We start from the raw sequence: 20,383 nt of genomic DNA on the forward strand, positions 1-20,383 counted from the left end.
GATACCGTGAAAGCAGTGCTGCTGCCTTCTGCAAGCGGAGAGGTTACTGCGGTTAAGGTCAGCTTCTTCTGCGCAGGATCAGTACCATCCGTGATGTTAATGATCGCGCTGGTAGCCGGCATGTTGGTGTTGCCTGCGTTACCATCTACTTTTATAAATCCGCCATCGTCGAATACATTGTTGGTTTTAGTGGTGATGGCCGTAGTGGTGCCGGACGATGCGTTGGCCGCAATGGTCACGGAACCCGGGATGGAACCATGACTGGTATCAGCCGTTGTTGACCGCACCGCATCTTTCGCCAGGTTGATGGTCCAGGCTTTGCCGGCCTTCCAGCCATGCGGGAAGGTGGCGGTAATAATAGCGGAGCCACCTTCCGTTACCGGGTTAGGTGTGCTGGTCAGCAACACGGAGTCGCCCGCAGGGAAAGGATACTGCGCATCTTTGATGTTCATATCCATTGTGGCTGGCAGGAAGGTGTACACCGTGCTGAGTGCATCACTCACTACTGGTGTAACATGTATATCTTCTGCATCTTCTACCAGGATATCTGCAGTAACCTTCAGTTCCGCCACGCCGGATGCACCGGTAAAGGTAGTATCCGCAGGCAGGTAATAATCTGTATTACGTATAGCCGTACCGGTAGCGCCACCCAGTGTAATCTTAACCGGTATCTCGGTAGTTACACCGGCAGGTAAGCTGAAGCCGATATTGTTAGTGCTGTTTTCATTCACCGCCGCAGATGGCAATGTGAATGTGATCTTTGTGGCGTTGGCATCTCTACGCGTGGCATCATCAATGATAATGGCCGTATCCGACACGGTGTATCCGGTTAAACCAAATACGCTGCCAGTCAGCCCCAGTCGTTCATCTTTCTCAATAATATGATCATCACCCACTGCTTTTATAATGGTATAGGTGGTGGTATAAGGAGAAGGCGTGTTGGCCGGTAACCGGATGCTGTCTTCTGTTATCCAGCCAAAGTCTGTAACACCGGCATCAGAGCCGGCCACGTTTCTTTTCAGCGCAACGACAATATCTTTTGCAGAAGTATACCCGGCAGGCAGCGCAATAGTAAAACGGGTACTATCGCCTTCTGGCAGGTGATACGTGAGCGGGGCAATGGTTAATTTCTTTTGGGCCGGAGAGGTGGCGTCATTGATAGTAAGCGTTAAACTATCCTTTACCAGGATCCCTGCATCCGCGGTGCTTCCCACTAATACCAGTTTGCGGGTGTCATCAAACACCTGGTTGGCAGCGGTGCCAACTATTACTGTATCAGAAAGGGTTCTGGCAGCAGGTATCGTTACTGTGCCGGAAGGGAAAGTATAGGTACCCGCTGCTGCCGTGGAGGAGCCGCCGGGTGTAAAGTTAACCTGGATAGGAATTTCAGTGGTAAGCCCTGCAGGCAGTTCTGCCCATACTCCCGGGGAAGTACCTTCATTAATGCTGTTGGCAGAAATATGTAAGATGATGGGAGCTGTCATAGGCAGCTGCGCATCTGTAATATTCACTACAAAAGGAGTAACAGTTGTGGTGTAAGTTGTGGAAGGAATAGGATCTGATGCAGCAAGTTCAATCTCTATTTTCTCTGTGCCTTCTATCGCATTATCACTGTTAATTTTAAAAGGGAGGGTGATGCGGCCGGCGCCCTGTGGAATGGTAACAGGACCGGCGAGTTCATAGTCCGCAACATCTGTGGCAGTAGAGGTGCTTTTTTTATTGATGATCACATCAATCGGCAGATCCGTAGTAACACCGTCCGGCAAAGAAATCGTTACCAGTCCGTTGTAAGGCTCTTTCAGCAATGCCGGATCATCGGTTACAAAAGACAGCACCGTTAATGTAGGATCAAGGCGGGTGGCATCTTCGATATGCAGGGATTTGGAAGCGCTTTGGGGCTGCCCCATCACCACCGCATCCGCCTTGAAATTCACCAGCTCGTCTTTTTCCAGGATACTGTCTTTTACAGGTCTTACCGGGATACTTACCCCGTTGGAACCTATCTCTATATAAGCAACATTATCATAGGTAAAATCTGATGCAATAGCCTCTGTACCTGCCGCTACCACCGATAAATCCACCTGGGTTCTTTCGGATGCCAGCACACCGGGAGGAAGTGTTACACGCACGGAATCAATAACGCCTTCGCGGATCTTTGCCGGAGCCGACAAAGTGATGTGTTTCGGTTCATCATCCTGGATGGTGTATACGCAGGTGGTTTGACCGGTAATATTTACCAGTTTATTTTCGGTAACAGGTACCAGCTGGAAAGTCATATGCCGGCTGTATTCCAGGGCGTTGTTCCCGATGATCTTTATGTTACTTAACTGTATTTTGTCGCCCGCAACATATGCCTTCGCAGGAATCATAAACCCGCCGTAAAAAGTAAAGTCAGCACCCTGCACCGCGTTATGCGATCCTCCGGAAGGAGGTACCAGCGCCACTTTCACATACATCTCCGAAGTAATGGTAGCGTTATTGTTCACTACCAGGTACAGGTTAGGTAAGTTGAGATCCCCGTTGTTTCCTTCAGCGCCGGTGGCGGAATCTTTCTCAAACGACACGGAAATAGGATCAGTGCCCGTACTGAGGGGCGATCCCTGGAGATTAATATGAACCGGTGTATTGTTATATCCATAGTCTACTGCCACGCGGGTACCAATGGCTTTGGTAGTTGGTTTCACGCCGAGGTTTATACCTGCTGCCAATCCTTTAGGAGCCGTATTTACGCCTCCTTCATCAATTGCGTTTACCAGTAAGAGATTGTTAAAGATCTGCCTGTCTCCCGCCGACTTAGCCACATAGGAAGAAAATGTCGTATAGGCGTGATAGGTATGTGAAAATTCTCCTACCGTAGCATTGGGATAATCAGCATTAAAACCCGGCGGCCTTATAAACCCTACCATATCGGGATTCAGACCACCGCCCGGAGGATTCATGTACCCGGTGGCACTCCTGTTATTGTCCAGTATGGGACCCAGCGGATCATCCTGCATGGTGGGAAATTCACTCAGGTACAGGCAAAACGTGGTGGAGGGCCGGTCGTTATAAAACGTATAATCCAGTACAAAGTAATTATTGGGTACAACGTAGGTAATAGTCATCAGCACAGTAGCCACAAACGGCCCCCTTCCTGCATTTTCATAATATGAGAGGGAATCAACCAAACAAACTTTATAAGGGTCCGCAACTGTACCGGAACCCATTACCTCGGATATTTTCTCAAAGTTAATGTCGATCGGGGTGGGGGTAAGAAAACCGCTGGTATTCTGCATCTTGAAATTCGACCGGATCCCCATCACTGAACTTGAATTCTCCTTCCTGGATTCTGATCTCCCGTTCCTTGTTACCTCATAGGTACCATCCGTATTGATCTTTATCCTTAATCCATCGGTAAGCGTATTCCCTCCAAGCGGGTTGATGGTTACCTGTGCCTGTACACCCGTGCTGACCAGGAAAAAAGCGGCTGTCAGGAATAACGCCTGGCACAGGAACACGTGGATACGATGGGGCATACCTTGCTTAATTAATTTCGTAGGATAGGAAAGGAGTAACATATAAGCGTGTAAATTTCTATTTATACATATAGATTTTAAGTCAAAAATGATAAAACAGTCCTTTGTAAAACCCTATATGCGAATCTCTGTAATTGGCTCTCCCGGCAGGCTTCTATATTGTTCCTTCTTTTTTTCTGATGAAACTGAAAAACCAGCCCCGCCGGCAATTATATATCTCTAAATCGTGTGTTGGTGGGTGCCTGAGACGCGCTCATGGGCGTTTTTTATGATTTCTACAATTATGCTATACCCTTCCACTTGTCACCCATCTTCAAACAATTAAATATAAAATCATATATTTTAATTAGCAAATCTATAATAATATTTATATTAAATCAAATTAATTTATCTAACCATAAGTCGGGGTAGCAGGAAACGGCGATTAACAAATTTTTAGGGCTTTATAACGCCTTATATATGCAGGGGGTTATGTTAAAAGTTAAAATAACCCTAGATTTGCAAAAAACAATTCAGAATGTCAACAATTGCAAAATCAAACATTGACTTTAGCCTCGGATACAAGGTAAAAGACATGTCTCTCGCGGCCTGGGGTCGTAAAGAGATAGAACTGGCAGAAGCCGAAATGCCCGGACTGATGTCACTGAGAGAAGAATATGGTAACAGCAAACCATTGCAAGGTGCACGTGTTGCTGGTTGTTTGCATATGACTATCCAAACTGCCGTATTAATAGAAACCCTGGTAGCCCTCGGAGCCGAGGTGCGCTGGAGCTCCTGCAATATATTCTCTACGCAGGACCACGCCGCCGCCGCTATCGCCGCTGCAGGAGTACCTGTATTTGCCTGGAAAGGTCTGAACGAAGCAGACTTCGACTGGTGTATTGAACAAACCCTGTTCTTTGGCAGCCCCGACCGTCCGCTGAATATGATCCTGGACGATGGTGGTGACCTCACCAACATGGTGTTTGATAAATACCCTGAGCTGATCCAGCACATCAAAGGTTTAAGTGAAGAAACCACTACCGGCGTTCACCGTTTATACGATCGCATGAAAGCTGGTACTTTACCAATGCCCGCTATCAATATCAACGACTCCGTTACCAAATCCAAATTCGATAACAAATACGGTTGCCGCGAATCCTGCGTAGATGCGATCCGTCGCGCTACTGACGTAATGATTGCCGGTAAAGTAGCCGTTGTTGCCGGTTTTGGCGACGTAGGTAAAGGTTCCGCTGAATCACTGAGAGGTGCAGGCGCCCGCGTTATCGTTACTGAAATTGACCCTATCTGCGCTTTACAGGCTGCAATGGAAGGTTATGAAGTAAAGAAAATGAACGATGCCGTTAAAGAAGCCGATATCATCGTAACCACTACCGGTTGCCGCGATATCATCACCGGCGAACACTTCAAACTGATGAAAGATAAATGCATCGTTTCCAATATCGGTCACTTCGATATCGAAATCGATGTAGCCTGGTTAAACAAAAACTACGGCAATACTAAAGTTGAAATCAAACCACAGGTAGATAAATACACCATCGATGGTAAAGATATCATCCTGCTGGCTGAAGGCCGCCTGGTAAACCTCGGTTGCGCTACCGGCCACCCTTCTTTCGTAATGAGTAACTCCTTCACCAACCAGGTACTGGCTCAGCTGGAACTGTGGCTGCACTCAGAAAACTACGAAAACAAAGTATACGTACTGCCTAAACACCTGGATGAAAAAGTTGCCCGTCTCCACCTGAAAAAAGTAGGCGTGGAACTGGATGTACTGACCACCGCACAATCTGAATACCTCGGTATTCCTGCAGAAGGTCCATTCAAACCAGACTACTACAGATACTAGTTTTTTACAACTAACAAATACAAATGCAGCGGAGAAGAAGTCACTACTTTTTCTCCGCTGCATTTTTTGTAAAAGCTAAAAGCCGTAATTTTGCCGCATGACAAAGCTGAGTGTAAACATCAATAAGTTTGCTACCCTGCGCAACGCACGTGGAGGCAATCTACCGGATATATTAAAAGTGGCCCAGGATTGTGAACGCTTCGGCGCCGATGGAATCACCGTTCACCCCCGCCCCGATGAACGCCATATCCGCTACCAGGACGTAAGAGACCTGAAACCACTGGTCACCACAGAGTTCAATATTGAAGGATATCCTTCCCAGGATTTTATGGACCTCGTGCTGGCCGTTAAACCTCACCAATGCACATTGGTTCCCGATCCGCCGGATGCCATCACCTCCAATACCGGATGGGATACCATCGCCTGTCAGTCGCAACTGAAAGACGTGATCTCTACCCTCAAAAAAGCAGGGATCAGGGTTTCCATCTTCCTCAATGCAGACGTTACAAAAGTAGAAGGCGCTAAAACCGCCGGCGCCGACCGTATAGAACTCTATACCGGCCCTTACGCAGAAGAATATACGAATGCACGCACACAGCCGCAAAACCTGCAGCTGTTCAACGACTATAAAAATACCGCCAGAGAAGCCACCGCTATTGGCCTGGACCTCAACGCCGGCCACGATCTCAACCTCGATAACCTCCGCTTCTTTAAACTGCATATACCACAGCTGAAAGAAGTATCCATCGGTCACGCACTCGTAGCCGATGCACTCTACTTCGGACTGGAAAATACTATCCAGATGTATAAAAGACAACTGGCCGACTAACTTACACAAAACAATAAAGCCATTCCGGATTAATGGAATGGCTTTATCAACCCTTAAAACAATCAACATGAAGTTCATAGCGGAGTCACAACTAAACCGGTATGAACAGTATATAGTTTGCCGTCATGACTGACAGCAATGTTACGCGTGCTTACTTCTTTAATAACGCTATTTCCAGTACTTGGTTCATTTGCTTCACATAATGAAACTTCATCCCCTTAATATAAGACGGATTGATATCCTTAATATCTTTTTCATTTTGCCAGCAAAGAATAATCTCACGGATACCTGCCCTTTTGGCGGCCAGTATTTTTTCCTTAATACCTCCTACCGGTAATACCTGCCCGCGAAGCGTGATCTCACCCGTCATTGCCAGGTAGGATTTTACCCTCCGGCCCGTAAATACAGAAGCCAATGCAGTAAGCATGGTTATACCCGCACTCGGACCATCCTTTGGAACAGCTCCCTCCGGCACATGCACATGCACACTCTTCTGCGTAAACTTCTTCGGATCAATACCCGATTCCTCCGCATGGGATTGCAAATAGGTCAGCGCCGTAACAGCAGATTCCTTCATCACATTACCGAGGTTACCCGTCAGCTTCAGATCACCCTTACCCTCGCTCAAACTGCTTTCTATAAACAGGATATCGCCGCCTACATAAGTCCAGGCAAGCCCCACGGCTACTCCCGGCGGATTACCAACCTTATAGATCTCATTGGAATAACGGGGTTTACCCAGTATTTTCTGAAGCCCTTCTTCGGTTAATGCATCCGGTAACTTCTCATCCATCGCTACCTGTTTGGCCAGGTTACGCATAATAGCGGCAAACTGCCTGTCCAGCTCACGTACACCGCTCTCACGGGTGTAATCGGCAATCAACTGCTCAATCACCGTATTGCTGATCTTTACTTTTGTATCCTTCAAACCATGCGCATCCTTTTGCTTGGGCAACAGGTGCCTTTTGGCGATCTCTACTTTTTCTTCGATGGAATACCCGCTCAGATCAATGATCTCCAGCCTGTCGCGCAGCGCCGGGTGAATAGAGTTGATGTTGTTGGCGGTAGCAATAAATAATACCTTGCTCAGGTCGTATTCCAGCTCCAGGTAATTATCGTAGAAGGTGCTGTTCTGTTCAGGGTCCAGTACCTCCAGCAATGCAGAACTCGGATCGCCGCGCATGTCATTACCGATCTTATCAATTTCATCAAGGATCATCACCGGATTCGATGATTTGATTTTACGGATCGACTGTACCACCCTACCCGGCATGGCGCCGATATAGGTTTTACGGTGCCCGCGGATCTCACTTTCATCGTGCAAACCACCCAAACTCAGGCGAACATACTTACGGCCAACAGCGTTAGCTATGGATCGTCCCAATGAGGTTTTACCAATACCCGGAGGGCCTACGAAACACAGAATGGGCGACTTCATATCCCCTTTCAGTTTCAGCACAGCCAGGTATTCCAGGATACGTTCCTTTATTTTTTCCATGCCGTAGTGGTCATGGTCTAATATCTTCTTTGCCTTTTTCAGGTCATAGCTATCGGTGGTATACTCGCCCCAGGGCAGGTCCAGCAACAGATCCAGGTGATTGTACACCACGCTGTAATCCGGTGTGCTCGGATGCATACGCTCCAGTTTCTCGATCCCTTTTGAAAAAGCTTCCGCAGCGGCAGCCGGCCATTTCTTTTCTTCTGCCTTCCGCTTCATTTCCTTCAGCTCCCGGTCGTTGGCGTCTCCTCCAAGCTCCTCCTTGATCGACTTCATCTGCTGCTGCAGGAAATAATCCCGCTGCTGCTTGTCCAGGTCGGCCTTCGTTTTGTTGGTGATCTTGTTCTTGAGTTCTGCCAGCTGTAATTCCGTTTGCAACAGCTTCATCAGCAGTTCTGCACGGGTACGCAGGTTATTGATCTCCAGCAACTGCTGCTTTTCTTTCAGGTCGGAGTTCAGGTTGGAAGAAACAAAATGCACCAGGAAAGAAGGATTCTCTATGTTCTTCAGGATGATGCTCGCTTCTGAAGGCAGGTTGGGAGAAAGCTGGATGATTTGCGCTGCCAGGTCTTTGATGGAAGAGATATACGCTTCAAATTCTGAATCATCTTCCGCCGCTTCATCGTGCAGCACGCTGATCTTTGCTTTGAAATAGGGATCTTCCGTCACTATTTCATCTATCTTAAAGCGCTTGCGGCCCTGTATGATAATGGTGGTGCCACCATCAGGCATTTTGATGAGCTTTACAATACGCGCCACTGTACCCACTTCACTCAGATCCGCTACAGCCGGATCTTCTATCGTACTGTCTTTCTGCGCTACCACCCCGATCGATTTGTCGGTTTTGTAGGCGTCATTCACCGCTTTTATAGATTTATCCCGGCCCACCGTAATCGGCAGCACAACACCCGGAAACAATACTGTATTTCGTAATGGTAATAATGCCAGTTCATCGGGAATCTTTTCATCCTCCTGTCCTTCCCCGTCTTCGTTCAAAGGGATAATAGGCATGAACTCCATTTCATCTTCCGAATTTCCTAAATAAAATCTGTTCATCTGAGATATTTAAAGCCTCATGAGGACATTCTGTCATACAACCCGGCAAAAGTCCTCTTTTTTTTATGTATCCCTATATAGTCAAGTTTGATGCCAAGTGACGCTCTGGCAGGAACGGAAGAATGCGTAGCAGCTTCCTTTTCTCACAAAAAAAGCAGCAAAGATAAAGTATACACTTTAATCTTTGCTGCTTCATCAAAAGTTAACGCTAAACGCGAAATACTAGAAAGTTACACCTACACCCAGCTGGATGCTCTGGTTTTTCCAGTTGCTGGTGTTAGCTACGTCTTTGTAATTGTTTACATCATTAAAGCCAATAACATAACGGGCACTCACATTAACAATCGGCAGTTGCAGCCACAAACCGGCTACACCGGAAATGTCGCCGCCTTTGAAAGCTTCCTTGGCAGCACCCAATACTTTTTTGTCGCTTACCAATGCGCTGAACTGAGGTCCTACCTGGAGTTTCAGACGTGGTGTTCCCAGATCAATGTTAGCCAGCAACGGAATACTCAGGTAGCTCATGGTGATCTTCTTACCATTATCTTCCAGGTTTCCAGTATTATAAATTTCACTGAAATCGTCTGTAGTTTTTGTTTTGGTAGAAGAGAAGATCAACTCACCCTGAACCCCGAATCCTTTCACAAGATTCACCTGGGCAAACCCACCGATGTGATAACCTAACTTAAATCCATCCTGAAAACCGGTACCATCAAGCTTTCCAAGATTAGCACCACCTTTCACACCAAAGCGAAGGAATTTTGATTGTGCATTAACAGTTGACACGGTTGAAACAGCAGCTATCATCAGCACTGCTACGGCGAAAAACAGTTTTTTCATAAATCTATGTATTGTTAGTAATGGTTAAAATATAGACGCCCGGAGTAAAAAATACCCCTATGTTGTAATTACATTTCCAGTAATTACAAATTCCGTGCTATTTGTTAATGAAATCAGAAACTGTATAAAATACGGGCCGTGAAATAACTCATAATACCCTGATCTGTACCGGTTAAGGACTTAAAAACCGTGTAGGATGGCGCCAGGTTTACCCGGCCAATAAAATAGGATATATTCATAGTAACATCTATCGCGCGGGGTTCAAATTCGGTATGATCTTCAAAATTAAGTTCAGGTCCCGGGGGATTTCTGAGTTTCACCATATGGGGCGACCGCGTGATATACTGAGCTGCTTTGAGATTACTGTAGTAGTTGGCCGTTCCCAGCGTCATATTCACAGAAGGCGTCACCATCAATACATCAAACCGTCCTATAACGCCGGAAAAAATAAAAGGATGCCTTACAGATGCAATAATATTAAAATCATTGCCATGCAACGTTTCTTTGGTATATAAACCTTCTGACACATGCTTCCCCCAGCCGTAGTCCAGGCTCAAACCGGGTTGTACCCACCATTTCCGGTAATAGAAGTACGCAAAAATTTCATTCTTGATTGGAGTGGAAGGAACGTCTGAAGAATCGGCAAAAATATATTTCGTATAGGAGATGCCGCTAAGAAAATTCCTGTTTTTCGTATAGTCGTAACCGGCGGTAAAGTCCCATTCAAACCAGGGCTTATTCACGGAATTAAAAAGATAATAAGCGCTAATACCTGCATACAGGCCGCTTTTATGATAATAACTTAAAGAAGGCGCTACAAATGTTTTTAATACAAGAGGATATTCAAAATTGGCCACTTTACTGCCATAGGCAGGATTGTTCCCATACCCGATACCGGCCACCACTTCGCTTTTCTGCTGTTTCTGTAACAACGAATCCAGCTGTCGCTCCAGCTCTGCCAGGCTTTGTCCCGATGCTACACGGCTACATAACAACAGGAAGGTAAAGAAGTATAGGCGCATGTTTTAAAAAGTACGTCGCTTGCAAGATAAGCGTAAATCAGTATCGTTTAACCCTATATCCGCGAACAGGACGAATATGTGGTTAAACAAAGCTTTTCTATCGGTCAATGCGTACGATGCCTTTTTATACCAGGTCTATCACCGTAATTTCCGGCAGGATACCCACTCTTCCGGGATAGCCGAGAAACCCGAAGCCCCTGTTCACATACAGGAACTGTTCCCCTTTCTTATATAACCCCGCCCATTCTTTATAAAAATATTGGGCAGGACTCCATTTCAAACCGGGTATTTCCACGCCAAACTGCATACCGTGGGTATGGCCTGCCAGCATCAGGGCAATATCGGGATACTCTGTGCGCACCTGGGCATCCCAGTGGGTGGGATCGTGCGACAGCAAAATTTTAAACGGTATATGTTCTGCTCCCTCGTACGCCCTTTTCAGGTCGCCATAACGGGGGAAACGTTTAATAGCGCTCCAGTTTTCAATACCAATCAGCGCAATCTGCTCTCCGTTGCGGTCCAGCACCACGTTCTCATTCATCATGAGTTTCCAGCCCAGCTTTCCATGCACCGCTTTTAAATCCTCCAGGTTCTGGTGCTGCAATGCGCTGTAGCCATTGGCGTTTTTATCCGGCCAGGGGTAGTAATCGCCATAGTCGTGGTTCCCCAGGGTAGAATACACGCCCATCGGGGCTTTCACCTCGCGGAATACATCCAGCCATTCGGCCATTTCCACCGCCCGGTCATTTACCAGGTCGCCGGTAAACAGCACCAGGTCGGCCTTCTGGTCATTAATCATCTTAATGCCTTTCATTACCGCGTCCCGGTTAGCAAAGCTGCCGGAATGGATATCAGAGATCTGTACAATCCGCAACCCCTTAAAGGAGGCCGGCAGATGCTTGAAAGCCATTTTTATTTTATGTACCCGGTAGTTGTACTTATTGGAAAATCCGTATAGCAGCGTTCCAAAGAAAGCGCCGCCGGTGATGAGTCCCAGCCGGTTAATAAACTGCGACCTTGATAATCCGCCGGTGGCCGGAGTTGCAGCCACCGCCGGCGCACTGCTGAATTTACGGATCAGCCACAGTACACCCCTTCTCACATCGTCTATCAGCAGGAATACCGTTACCAGCAGCTTCGCCAGTACCAGGCCCATGAAAACAGCCATCAGGTAGGATTTCAGCGTAGGCGGCCAGTTATGCCAGTTGATATAGGGCAACAAGGCTATCATCAGCACAACAGAAATGGATATAAGCCAGTATATGGAATAGGTGATGTTCCTTACTTTGGGAGTAGACATATACACCATAGCCCTGATGGCCTGGAAAACATAAAGGTCCAGTAACAAAAGGAAAACGATGAGTATTACGGAATTAAGTCCGGGTCGCATTATAGAAATTTAATATAGATATGTAATAATAAAGCAATTTAACATAACTAACCGGGTCTGAAAAGTTAAAACCGGTGGTTGTACCTACAAGACGAATAACAACGCGAAGAATTGTATGTTTTTATTTTTTTTATTAAGAAAGGAGAAACAGTACATTTGCTGGCTGACCGGTACACAATAAATAATTTTAATATTTTATTAATATATTAATCTTACGCCTGCTGAAACTGGCTAAAAATTAACCCATTAACAGGTTACGGGGCTTGTTCTGCGAACAGTTTGTGTATAAATAAATATACTGCAGCACCCGAATTTTACGTAATCGTTGTATTTTTGTCCGATTACGCTACTTTTAATAGAGTTACTTTTAAATATAAGGTGTAGATTAATCACGGATTACGGAGAGTAAATTTCCCCGGAAGTTGTCGTGATGGATTCAAATGGATTGATTATGAAGTATACTTGCTATGGACATTCCTGTTTTGCGGTGGAAATTATGGGGAAAAAGATCTTGTTTGATCCTTTCATCACCCATAATGAATTGGCGGCTAAGGTAGACATCCATGCCATAACGGCGGACTATATTTTTGTTTCCCACGGACATGAAGATCATACGGCCGACCTGTTAGACCTGGCAAAACGGACAAATGCAACAGTAGTATCCAATTTTGAGATTGTGACCTGGGCTGGTAAACAGGGGATCGAAAAGCTCCATCCCATGAATACCGGCGGTAAATGGAAATTTGAATTTGGTACGGTAAAATGTGTGGTGGCACAGCACTCCAGCAGTTTACCCGATGGAACCTACGGCGGTAATCCGATGGGTTTTATATTTATGACGGAAGAAGGGAACTTTTACTATGCCGGCGATACTGCGCTCACTGTGGATATGGAGCTGATACCAGCTGTTACCTCCCTGGATTTTGCAGTACTGCCAATTGGCGATAATTTCACAATGGGCATCGAAGATGCCATTGCAGCCGCTGAAATGATAGAATGTGAGAAGATAATCGGGGTACACTACAACACTTTCGGCTACGTTAAGATTGATACAGACGAAGCAAAGATGCAGTTTATTGATGCCGGGCTTGAACTGTTACTACCCGAAATAGGTAGTACCATAGAGGTTTGAGGAAGAAGTGATCATTGCTGATTTATCCTTTATCCTATAAATAACCTTTGAATTTTTAAATTACACAATGGCTAGAATAATCGCAATCGCTAACCAGAAAGGTGGCGTAGGAAAAACTACAAGTGCAATAAACCTGGCAAGCAGCCTGGCTGTGCTGGAATTTAAGACACTGCTGGTTGACGCCGACCCGCAGGCAAACAGCACCACAGGGCTGGGTTTCGACCTGCGCAATGTGCAGCAGAGCTTGTACGATTGTATGGTGAACGACGTGCTGGCCAAAGACGTTATCCTGGAATCAGATACTCCCAACCTGAAGGTTTTGCCTTCTCATATAGACCTGGTAGGCGCTGAACTGGAACTCATCAATCATCCCACCCGGGAAAGAGTGATGAAACAGGTGATCGATACCGTGGAAGCGGACTACGACTTTGTAATTGTAGACTGCTCCCCTTCCCTCGGTCTTATCACCGTAAATGCCCTCGTAGCCTCCAACTCCGTGATCATACCCGTTCAATGCGAGTTTTTTGCACTGGAAGGCCTCGGCAAACTGCTCAATACCATCAAAATTGTACAAAGCCGCCTGAATATAGAACTGGAAATTGAAGGCATTCTGATGACCATGTACGATGGTCGCCTGCGCCTGAGCAACCAGGTAGTGGATGAAGTAAAACAACATTTTGAAGAAAGTGTGTTCAATACCATCATCCACCGCAATACCAAACTGGGAGAAGCTCCCAGCTTCGGTAAATCCGTTATTATGTATGATGCAGCCAGCACAGGTGCTATCAACTACCTCAACCTGGCAAAGGAAATCCTGCAGAAACATAATTTCACCAAAATTAAATCCAAAGACAAAATCCTAGCTATTAACGATGACCAATCCAAGTAAGAAAGAGGCGTTGGGTAAAGGCATCCGCTCACTGCTTCAAAACATCGATACAGATCTGAAGCAAACTGCCGGCGCCCTGGGTGATAAGGTAGTAGCTGCTGCTACCGGTATAGAACGCATATCACTGGATCTGATTGCTACCAATCCGAAACAGCCGCGTCGTGACTTTGATGAGGTTTCTTTACAGGAGTTAAGCCAGTCGATCAAACTGCACGATGTTATCCAGCCTATCACCGTATCCAGGATCAGCGCCAAAAAATTCCAGCTGATCGCCGGTGAAAGACGCCTGAGAGCCAGCAAACTCGCCGGACTCAAAGACATTCCCGCATATATCCGCCAGGTAAACGACCAGGAACTCCTGGAACTCGCCCTGCTGGAAAACCTGCAACGGGAAAACCTGAACGCCATTGAAGTGGGCCTCAGCTACAAAAGACTCATGGACGAATGCAGTCTCACCCAGGAACAGGTGGCCGACCGCATGGGCAAAGAAAGAAGTACCGTTACCAACTATATACGCCTGCTGAAACTCCCCCCGGATATCCAGGTGGCCGTACGCAACGGCCAGCTCAGCATGGGCCACGCCCGCGTACTCACCGGCGTGGAAAATGTGGAAAACCAACTCTTCCTGTATAATGAAATCCTGAAAAACGGATTGTCTGTACGCCAAACAGAAGAACTGGCCCGCAACATCAATCAGGCCGATAAAAATCATCAGCAAAAGGCTGCCAAAGCAAAACTACCTCCTGCTTTTCAGAAAATACAGGACAAACTCGCCACTCACTTCTCTACCAAAGTAAAACTGGATAGAGGAAAAAGCGGTAAAGGCAGCATTTTAATTGAATTCTATTCGGATGAAGAGCTGGATAGTATCCTGGAAAAAATAGATATATACGGTGGCTAATAAGGCTCAATACATATTTCATTCACTACGATACTTTTTGTTGTTTTTAATCGCGGTTGTAGTGGTTATGCCAGTGCACGCACAGCAGGATACCCTGCGCCCCATTGCTAAAACAATGGATACTATCATCCGGCCTATACCTGCACCAGGTACGGATACCGTAAAAGCAAACAAAGCCATCTTTACAGACAGCGCTTATATTCCTGATTCCAAACTCCCCCACAGCCCGCGTAAAGCAGCCCTTTACTCCGCCGTGGTGCCGGGCCTGGGACAGGCATACAATAAAGAATACTGGAAAATTCCAATTGCATATGCCGCCATTGGTACCTGCGTTTATTTCTTTGTGGATAACATGAAGACCTACAAGCTGTACCGCGATGCTTACCGCCTCCGGGTGGATGGCAACCCGGATACCAACGACACCAGCCCGGATACCAAACCTTACGATACCGAATCACTGAAGGTGGGCCGCGACCAGTTCCGGCAATATGTGGATTACTCCGTGCTGTTCTTCATCCTGGCCTATGGCGTAAACATTATAGACGCTACCGTATTTGCACATCTCCGCAATTTCGATATGTCGGACGACCTGAGCATGCGCGTGTCCCCCACCATCATCAACAACCGTACACTGGGCATCGGCGTAAATATTTCTTTTGGCGGTAAAAAAGGCAAAAGCCGGTACTTCGCCGGCCGCTGATCATCATTAATACATCAACTTTAAATACAACTTGCAAGGGTCATGAAAATAGCGCTCATCGGATATGGTAAAATGGGACAGGCAATAGATGCAATTGCCACTGCCAAAGGACACGAAATAATACTCCGGGTAGACGTTGGCAGCAAACACCTGCTGGAAAAAGAACACCTCGGCCAGGCAGATGTAGCCATCGAGTTTACCACACCTGAAACAGCCTATCACAACATCTTAAAGTGCTTCGATGCAAATGTTCCCGTGGTATCCGGTACCACCGGCTGGCTGGATAAACTGCCGGAAGTAAAAGCGCTTTGCCTGGAAAAAAACCAGGCTTTCATCCACGCCACCAATTTCAGCATCGGCGTAAATATCTTCTTTGAACTGAATAAGAAACTGGCTGCCCTCATGGCCGGCCAGCCACAATACAACGTAAAGATGGAAGAAATCCATCATACCCATAAAAAAGACGCGCCAAGCGGTACCGCCATCACACTGGCAGAACAGGTACTGGCCGCAGTGCCTCGCAAAACCGGCTGGGTAAACGAAGAAAGCAATCAACCGGAAGCACTCCCCATCATCTCTAAAAGGATTGATCCGGCGCCGGGCACACACACCGTAACGTATACTTCCGCCATCGACGATATTTCCATCACACACACCGCCCACTCCCGGGAAGGCTTTGCAGCCGGCGCCGTAGTGGCGGCAGAATGGCTGAAAGGCAAAACCGGCGTGTTCACCATGCGGGATGTATTGAATTTAGGATAGCAGCAGCTAAACGCGTTAGCCGCCGGACCCCGCTCCGGTGGCTAAAAGCCAGCCACTCACTGCTGGCAGCTAAAAACTGCTTATCTTTGCAGGAATATAAAGTGTGCACCGCACTATTAGTTCATCCGTGGAGGGATGCAAAAAAGTCAGTATGTTATCGAAAAAAACGCAATACGCATTTCACGCATTAGTACACCTGGCAGAGAATGTAGATAAAGGACCCATCCTTATATCCGAAATTGCACAGGAAAAAAATATCTCTATCAAATTCCTGGAAAATATTTTGCTGGAGTTGAAGAATGCCGGCATCCTCGGCAGTAAAAAAGGAAAAGGGGGCGGTTATTACCTCATGCGACCTCCCAAAGAGATCGCGCTGGCGAAAATCATCCGCCTGCTCGACGGACCTATTGCGCTGCTTCCCTGCGTAAGCCTCAATTACTACGAACGCTGCGAAAACTGCCGCGATGAAGCCGTTTGTGGCCTCAATGAAGTAATGGGCAAAGTGAGGGATTCCGCCCTGAAAATCCTCGAGAACAAAACCTTGAAAGATATCCTGACCCGAAATAGCTAATCAGGGTGTAAAATATCCGAGCCGGCCACGTGCCGGCTTTTCCGCTACAGTAAAGGGTTTCAGGATCAAGTCCACGTCCCCTCCACGTCACCTCCGGGTTAACAGCACGTATACTCCCAGTGCTAAGTAACTCCTATCCCACTCCACAGCGAATCCTCCCTATGTTCACAGCAGGTATGCCGCCTTTTGCCCATTCCCCCGGTTCGGCCACTCCCACGCTGCTTTCTATGCCCCATCTTAACAGGTTCCCCCATCTCCGCCCATTTTCTCCCCGCCACCACAGCCCCTTTACAGGAAAGAAATAATTTTTTACCTTATTAGTCTATCTTTTTTATAGGTTTTATGTATTTTTGTAAGAGGAGTGACCGTAATCGCTCCGCTGGCACTAGACATATCAATTCAATAAGGAAGATCTACATGACAGACATTACCACCGCGCTGGTCAACAAATCAGTGGAGGAGGCCATACAGTACCTGCTGGAACAATACCCCGGCGCTGTAGCATTCTCTACCTCTTTTGGCCAGGAAGACCAGGTAATATCAGATATTATCTGGCGTAACCAATTGCCGGTTAGAGTTTTTACCCTGGACACGGGCCGCCTCTTTCAGGAAACATACGATGTAATGGACCTCACTATGGCCCGTTATAAACAACCTGTAGAAGTTTATTACCCGGACACCACCGCAGTAGAAAAACTGGTTTCCACCAAAGGACCCAACAGCTTTTACGAATCAGTGGAAAACCGCAAGGAATGTTGCGGCATCCGCAAAATTGTACCCCTCAACAGGGCGCTGGAAGGCGTAAAAGTATGGATCACCGGACTCCGGGCTGAACAGTCCGAAAACCGGCAGGGCATGGAAATCCTCGAATGGGACGAACACCGCCACCTCTATAAATTTAATCCGCTGATCCACTGGGGCTACGACGAAGTACTGGCCTACCTGGAACAACATAACGTGCCCTACAACAAACTGCACGATAAAGGCTTCATCAGCATTGGCTGCGCACCCTGTACACGCGCCATTGAGCCGGGGGAAAATCCCCGCGCCGGCCGGTGGTGGTGGGAACAGTCGCAGAAAGAATGCGGCCTGCACGGATAACAAATATTAGCTTTTAGAATAAATTATTATAGTCCATGACTAATCAAATAAATTGGGAATTTCCTCAGGCACTGGAAGATGAAGCCATCTATATACTTCGTGAAACAGTAGCACAGTTCGAAAAACCAGTGCTGCTGTTCTCCGGCGGCAAGGATTCAATTACACTCGTACGACTGGCACAGAAAGCATTTTACCCCGGCAAAATACCTTTCTCCCTGCTGCATGTGGATACCGGCCACAACTTCCCGGAAACCATCGAATTCCGCGACTGGCTCGTGAATACACTCGGACTGGACATCATCGTAAGAAATGTACAGGACAGCATCGACCAGGGTAAAGCCCAGGAAGAAACCGGCAAATACGCCAGCAGAAACGCCCTCCAAACCGTTACCCTCCTCGATGCCATCGAAGAAGGAAAGTTTGACGCCTGCATCGGCGGCGCCCGCAGGGATGAAGAAAAAGCCCGCGCCAAAGAAAGAATCTTCTCCGTAAGAGACGAATTCGGTCAGTGGAACGCCAAAATGCAACGCCCCGAACTGTTCGATATCCTCAACGGTAAAATCAATATCGGTGAAAACGTACGCGTATTCCCCATCTCCAACTGGACTGAACTGGACGTGTGGAATTATATCGTTCGTGAAAAACTGGAAATACCTTCTATCTACTTCTCCCATGAAAGAGAAATCATAGAACGCGACGGTCTTTACTGGCCTTACTCCTCTTTCCTCAACACCACCGCCGACGAAGTACCGTTCCGCCAGAAAGTACGCTTCCGTACCGTAGGCGATATGACCTGTACCGCCGCCGTATTATCGGAAGCCGATAAACTGGAAGATATCATTGCTGAAATCATGGAAGCAAAGATCTCCGAACGTGGCGCACGTATAGACGATAAACGCTCTGAAGCCGCTATGGAAAAGAGAAAACAGGCAGGGTACTTTTAACAACACTTCCTGTAACACACACTTTAACTTAATTGAACACATCTTTTAACGCCAGTCGCTAAAAGCAAAAAAATAAAAATAATGGAGGTTTTACGTATAGCCACTTCCGGTAGTGTAGACGATGGTAAAAGTACCTTAATAGGCCGTTTATTATACGATACCAATTCTATTCCGCAAGATAAAATGGAAGCGCTCCACGCTGCCAGCAAACGCAAAGGACTGGATTTTACGGACCTGTCGTTGCTGACCGACGGACTGGTAGCAGAACGTGAGCAGGGAATTACGATAGATGTGGCACACATCTACTTCTCCACCCCTACCCGCAAATACATCATTGCCGATACCCCCGGGCATATCGAATATACCCGCAACATGGTAACCGGCGCCTCCAATGCACAGGTGTCGCTGATCCTCATCGACGCACGCAGAGGCATCGTGGAACAAACACACCGCCACTTCTTTATCGCTAACCTCCTGCGTATTCCGTACCTGGTGGTTTGCGTAAATAAAATGGACCTGGTAGATTACAGCGAAGCCCGTTTTAACCAGATAGTGGAAGATTTCCAGCAAATGCTCGATAACGCCGGGTTTAAAGGACAGGAAGTAAAGTTCATTCCCATCTCCTCCCTGTATGGCGAAAACGTAGCCAGCCGCACGGGCTCCATCAACTGGTACAATGGCAGCACTCTGCTGGAATACCTGGAACAGGTGTCGTTCGATCATGAAGACCGTAACCACCCTGCCCGTTTCCCTATTCAAAGCGTGATCCGTCCGAGAACCACCGAATACCACGATTTCCGCGGCTTTGCGGGCAAAGTGGCCAGCGGTCATTTCTCTGTAGGTGATGAAGTGATCTCCCTGCCCTCCGGGCAAAAGAGCCGCATCAAAACCATTGAGCAATTTGAAAAGCAACTACCGGTGGCGCATGCACGCGAAAGTGTGGTGATTACCCTGGAAGGCGAAATAGACAGCAGTCGCGGTAACATGCTCGTGAAAACAAACGAAGTGCCGCCGCAACTGAAGGAAATAAGCGCCAACATCTGCTGGATGGACCAGCTGCCGCTTACTCCGGGCAAAACCTACCTGTTACAGCACGGCGTTAACCGTGTGAAAGCAAAGGTGCAGCAGATCAATTACATAACAGATGTAACCAATCATGTGCAGGTAACAGATAAAGCTTCTATGACGCTGAATGATATCGGCAGAATTACGCTGAAAACAGCAGCGCCCATATTTGCAGATCCTTATCAGAGCAATCCTGCCAACGGCGCCTTTATTCTCATCGATGAGTTTAATAACACCACCGTGGCTGTGGGTTTCATTGAATAGCAGTACCTCTTTATAAAAACAAGAAAGCAGCGGAGATCCGCTGCTTTTTTTGTTTTCA

16 protein-coding genes are annotated in these 20,383 nt (G+C 47.1%); 11 read left to right on the forward strand and 5 right to left on the reverse strand.

Annotated features, from left to right (window positions below):
- A partial coding sequence (locus B5Z18_RS32470; RefSeq protein ID WP_159454238.1) for a hypothetical protein occupies positions 1-3,515 on the reverse strand: 3,515 nt, incomplete at its 3' end.
- Positions 3,516-4,032: 517 nt separating this feature from the next.
- Here B5Z18_RS32470 and ahcY point away from each other — a divergent pair.
- Positions 4,033-5,361: an adenosylhomocysteinase gene (gene ahcY, locus B5Z18_RS08330; RefSeq protein WP_079468905.1), complete on the forward strand. Its 1,329-nt coding sequence runs from the start codon at positions 4,033-4,035 to the stop codon at positions 5,359-5,361.
- 97 nt (positions 5,362-5,458) lie between these two features.
- Entirely contained in the window at positions 5,459-6,190 is a 732-nt protein-coding gene (locus B5Z18_RS08335; RefSeq protein WP_079468906.1) for a pyridoxine 5'-phosphate synthase, read from the forward strand.
- Between the two features lie 151 nt (positions 6,191-6,341).
- Here B5Z18_RS08335 and lon read toward each other — a convergent pair whose 3' ends face one another.
- The 4 genes from lon to B5Z18_RS08355 form a co-directional block, all read right to left on the reverse strand.
- Positions 6,342-8,744: an endopeptidase La gene (lon, locus tag B5Z18_RS08340; RefSeq protein ID WP_079468907.1), complete on the reverse strand. Its 2,403-nt coding sequence runs from the start codon at positions 8,742-8,744 to the stop codon at positions 6,342-6,344.
- Between the two features lie 222 nt (positions 8,745-8,966).
- The gene (locus tag B5Z18_RS08345; RefSeq protein WP_079468908.1) at positions 8,967-9,584 is read right to left on the reverse strand and encodes a porin family protein; all 618 of its coding nucleotides are present in this window, start codon (positions 9,582-9,584) and stop codon (positions 8,967-8,969) included.
- 113 nt (positions 9,585-9,697) lie between these two features.
- Positions 9,698-10,606, reverse strand: a complete 909-nt coding sequence (locus B5Z18_RS08350; RefSeq protein ID WP_079468909.1) for a hypothetical protein — start codon at positions 10,604-10,606, stop codon at positions 9,698-9,700.
- A 124-nt stretch (positions 10,607-10,730) separates the two neighbouring features.
- Positions 10,731-11,996 carry a metallophosphoesterase gene (locus B5Z18_RS08355; protein ID WP_079468910.1) on the reverse strand — a complete coding sequence of 422 codons (1,266 nt, stop codon included), beginning with the start codon at positions 11,994-11,996 and terminating at the stop codon, positions 10,731-10,733.
- Positions 11,997-12,447: 451 nt separating this feature from the next.
- Here B5Z18_RS08355 and B5Z18_RS08360 point away from each other — a divergent pair, with 451 nt between their 5' ends.
- From B5Z18_RS08360 to B5Z18_RS08400, 9 genes are all read left to right on the forward strand, one after another.
- Positions 12,448-13,128: a metal-dependent hydrolase gene (locus B5Z18_RS08360; RefSeq protein ID WP_079468911.1), complete on the forward strand. Its 681-nt coding sequence runs from the start codon at positions 12,448-12,450 to the stop codon at positions 13,126-13,128.
- Positions 13,129-13,195: 67 nt separating this feature from the next.
- Positions 13,196-14,017 carry a ParA family protein gene (locus B5Z18_RS08365; protein ID WP_079468912.1) on the forward strand — a complete coding sequence of 274 codons (822 nt, stop codon included), beginning with the start codon at positions 13,196-13,198 and terminating at the stop codon, positions 14,015-14,017.
- On the forward strand, positions 14,001-14,918 hold the full coding sequence (locus B5Z18_RS08370) for a ParB/RepB/Spo0J family partition protein (protein ID WP_079468913.1): 918 nt from the start codon (positions 14,001-14,003) through the stop codon (positions 14,916-14,918). The genes B5Z18_RS08365 and B5Z18_RS08370 overlap by 17 nt, the downstream gene beginning before the upstream one ends.
- Positions 14,919-14,985: 67 nt before the next feature.
- On the forward strand, positions 14,986-15,618 hold the full coding sequence (locus tag B5Z18_RS08375) for a DUF5683 domain-containing protein (protein WP_079468914.1): 633 nt from the start codon (positions 14,986-14,988) through the stop codon (positions 15,616-15,618).
- Positions 15,619-15,660: 42 nt separating this feature from the next.
- On the forward strand, positions 15,661-16,380 hold the full coding sequence (dapB, locus tag B5Z18_RS08380) for a 4-hydroxy-tetrahydrodipicolinate reductase (protein WP_079468915.1): 720 nt from the start codon (positions 15,661-15,663) through the stop codon (positions 16,378-16,380).
- Positions 16,381-16,531: 151 nt separating this feature from the next.
- On the forward strand, positions 16,532-16,951 hold the full coding sequence (locus B5Z18_RS08385) for an RrF2 family transcriptional regulator (RefSeq protein WP_079468916.1): 420 nt from the start codon (positions 16,532-16,534) through the stop codon (positions 16,949-16,951).
- 417 nt (positions 16,952-17,368) lie between these two features.
- Complete coding sequence (locus B5Z18_RS08390; protein ID WP_079468917.1) at positions 17,369-18,052, forward strand: phosphoadenylyl-sulfate reductase; 684 nt, start codon at positions 17,369-17,371, stop codon at positions 18,050-18,052.
- Positions 18,053-18,087: 35 nt separating this feature from the next.
- A complete protein-coding gene (cysD, locus tag B5Z18_RS08395; RefSeq protein WP_079468918.1) occupies positions 18,088-18,996 on the forward strand; it encodes a sulfate adenylyltransferase subunit CysD in 909 nt (302 codons plus the stop codon).
- Positions 18,997-19,077: 81 nt separating this feature from the next.
- Positions 19,078-20,325 (forward strand): sulfate adenylyltransferase subunit 1, encoded by a 1,248-nt coding sequence (locus B5Z18_RS08400; protein WP_079468919.1) that lies wholly within the window; start codon positions 19,078-19,080, stop codon positions 20,323-20,325.
- Positions 20,326-20,383 lie beyond the last annotated feature (58 nt).

It is taken from the genome of Chitinophaga ginsengisegetis (genome assembly GCF_900168065.1).
GTDB lineage: Bacteria > Bacteroidota > Bacteroidia > Chitinophagales > Chitinophagaceae > Chitinophaga > Chitinophaga ginsengisegetis.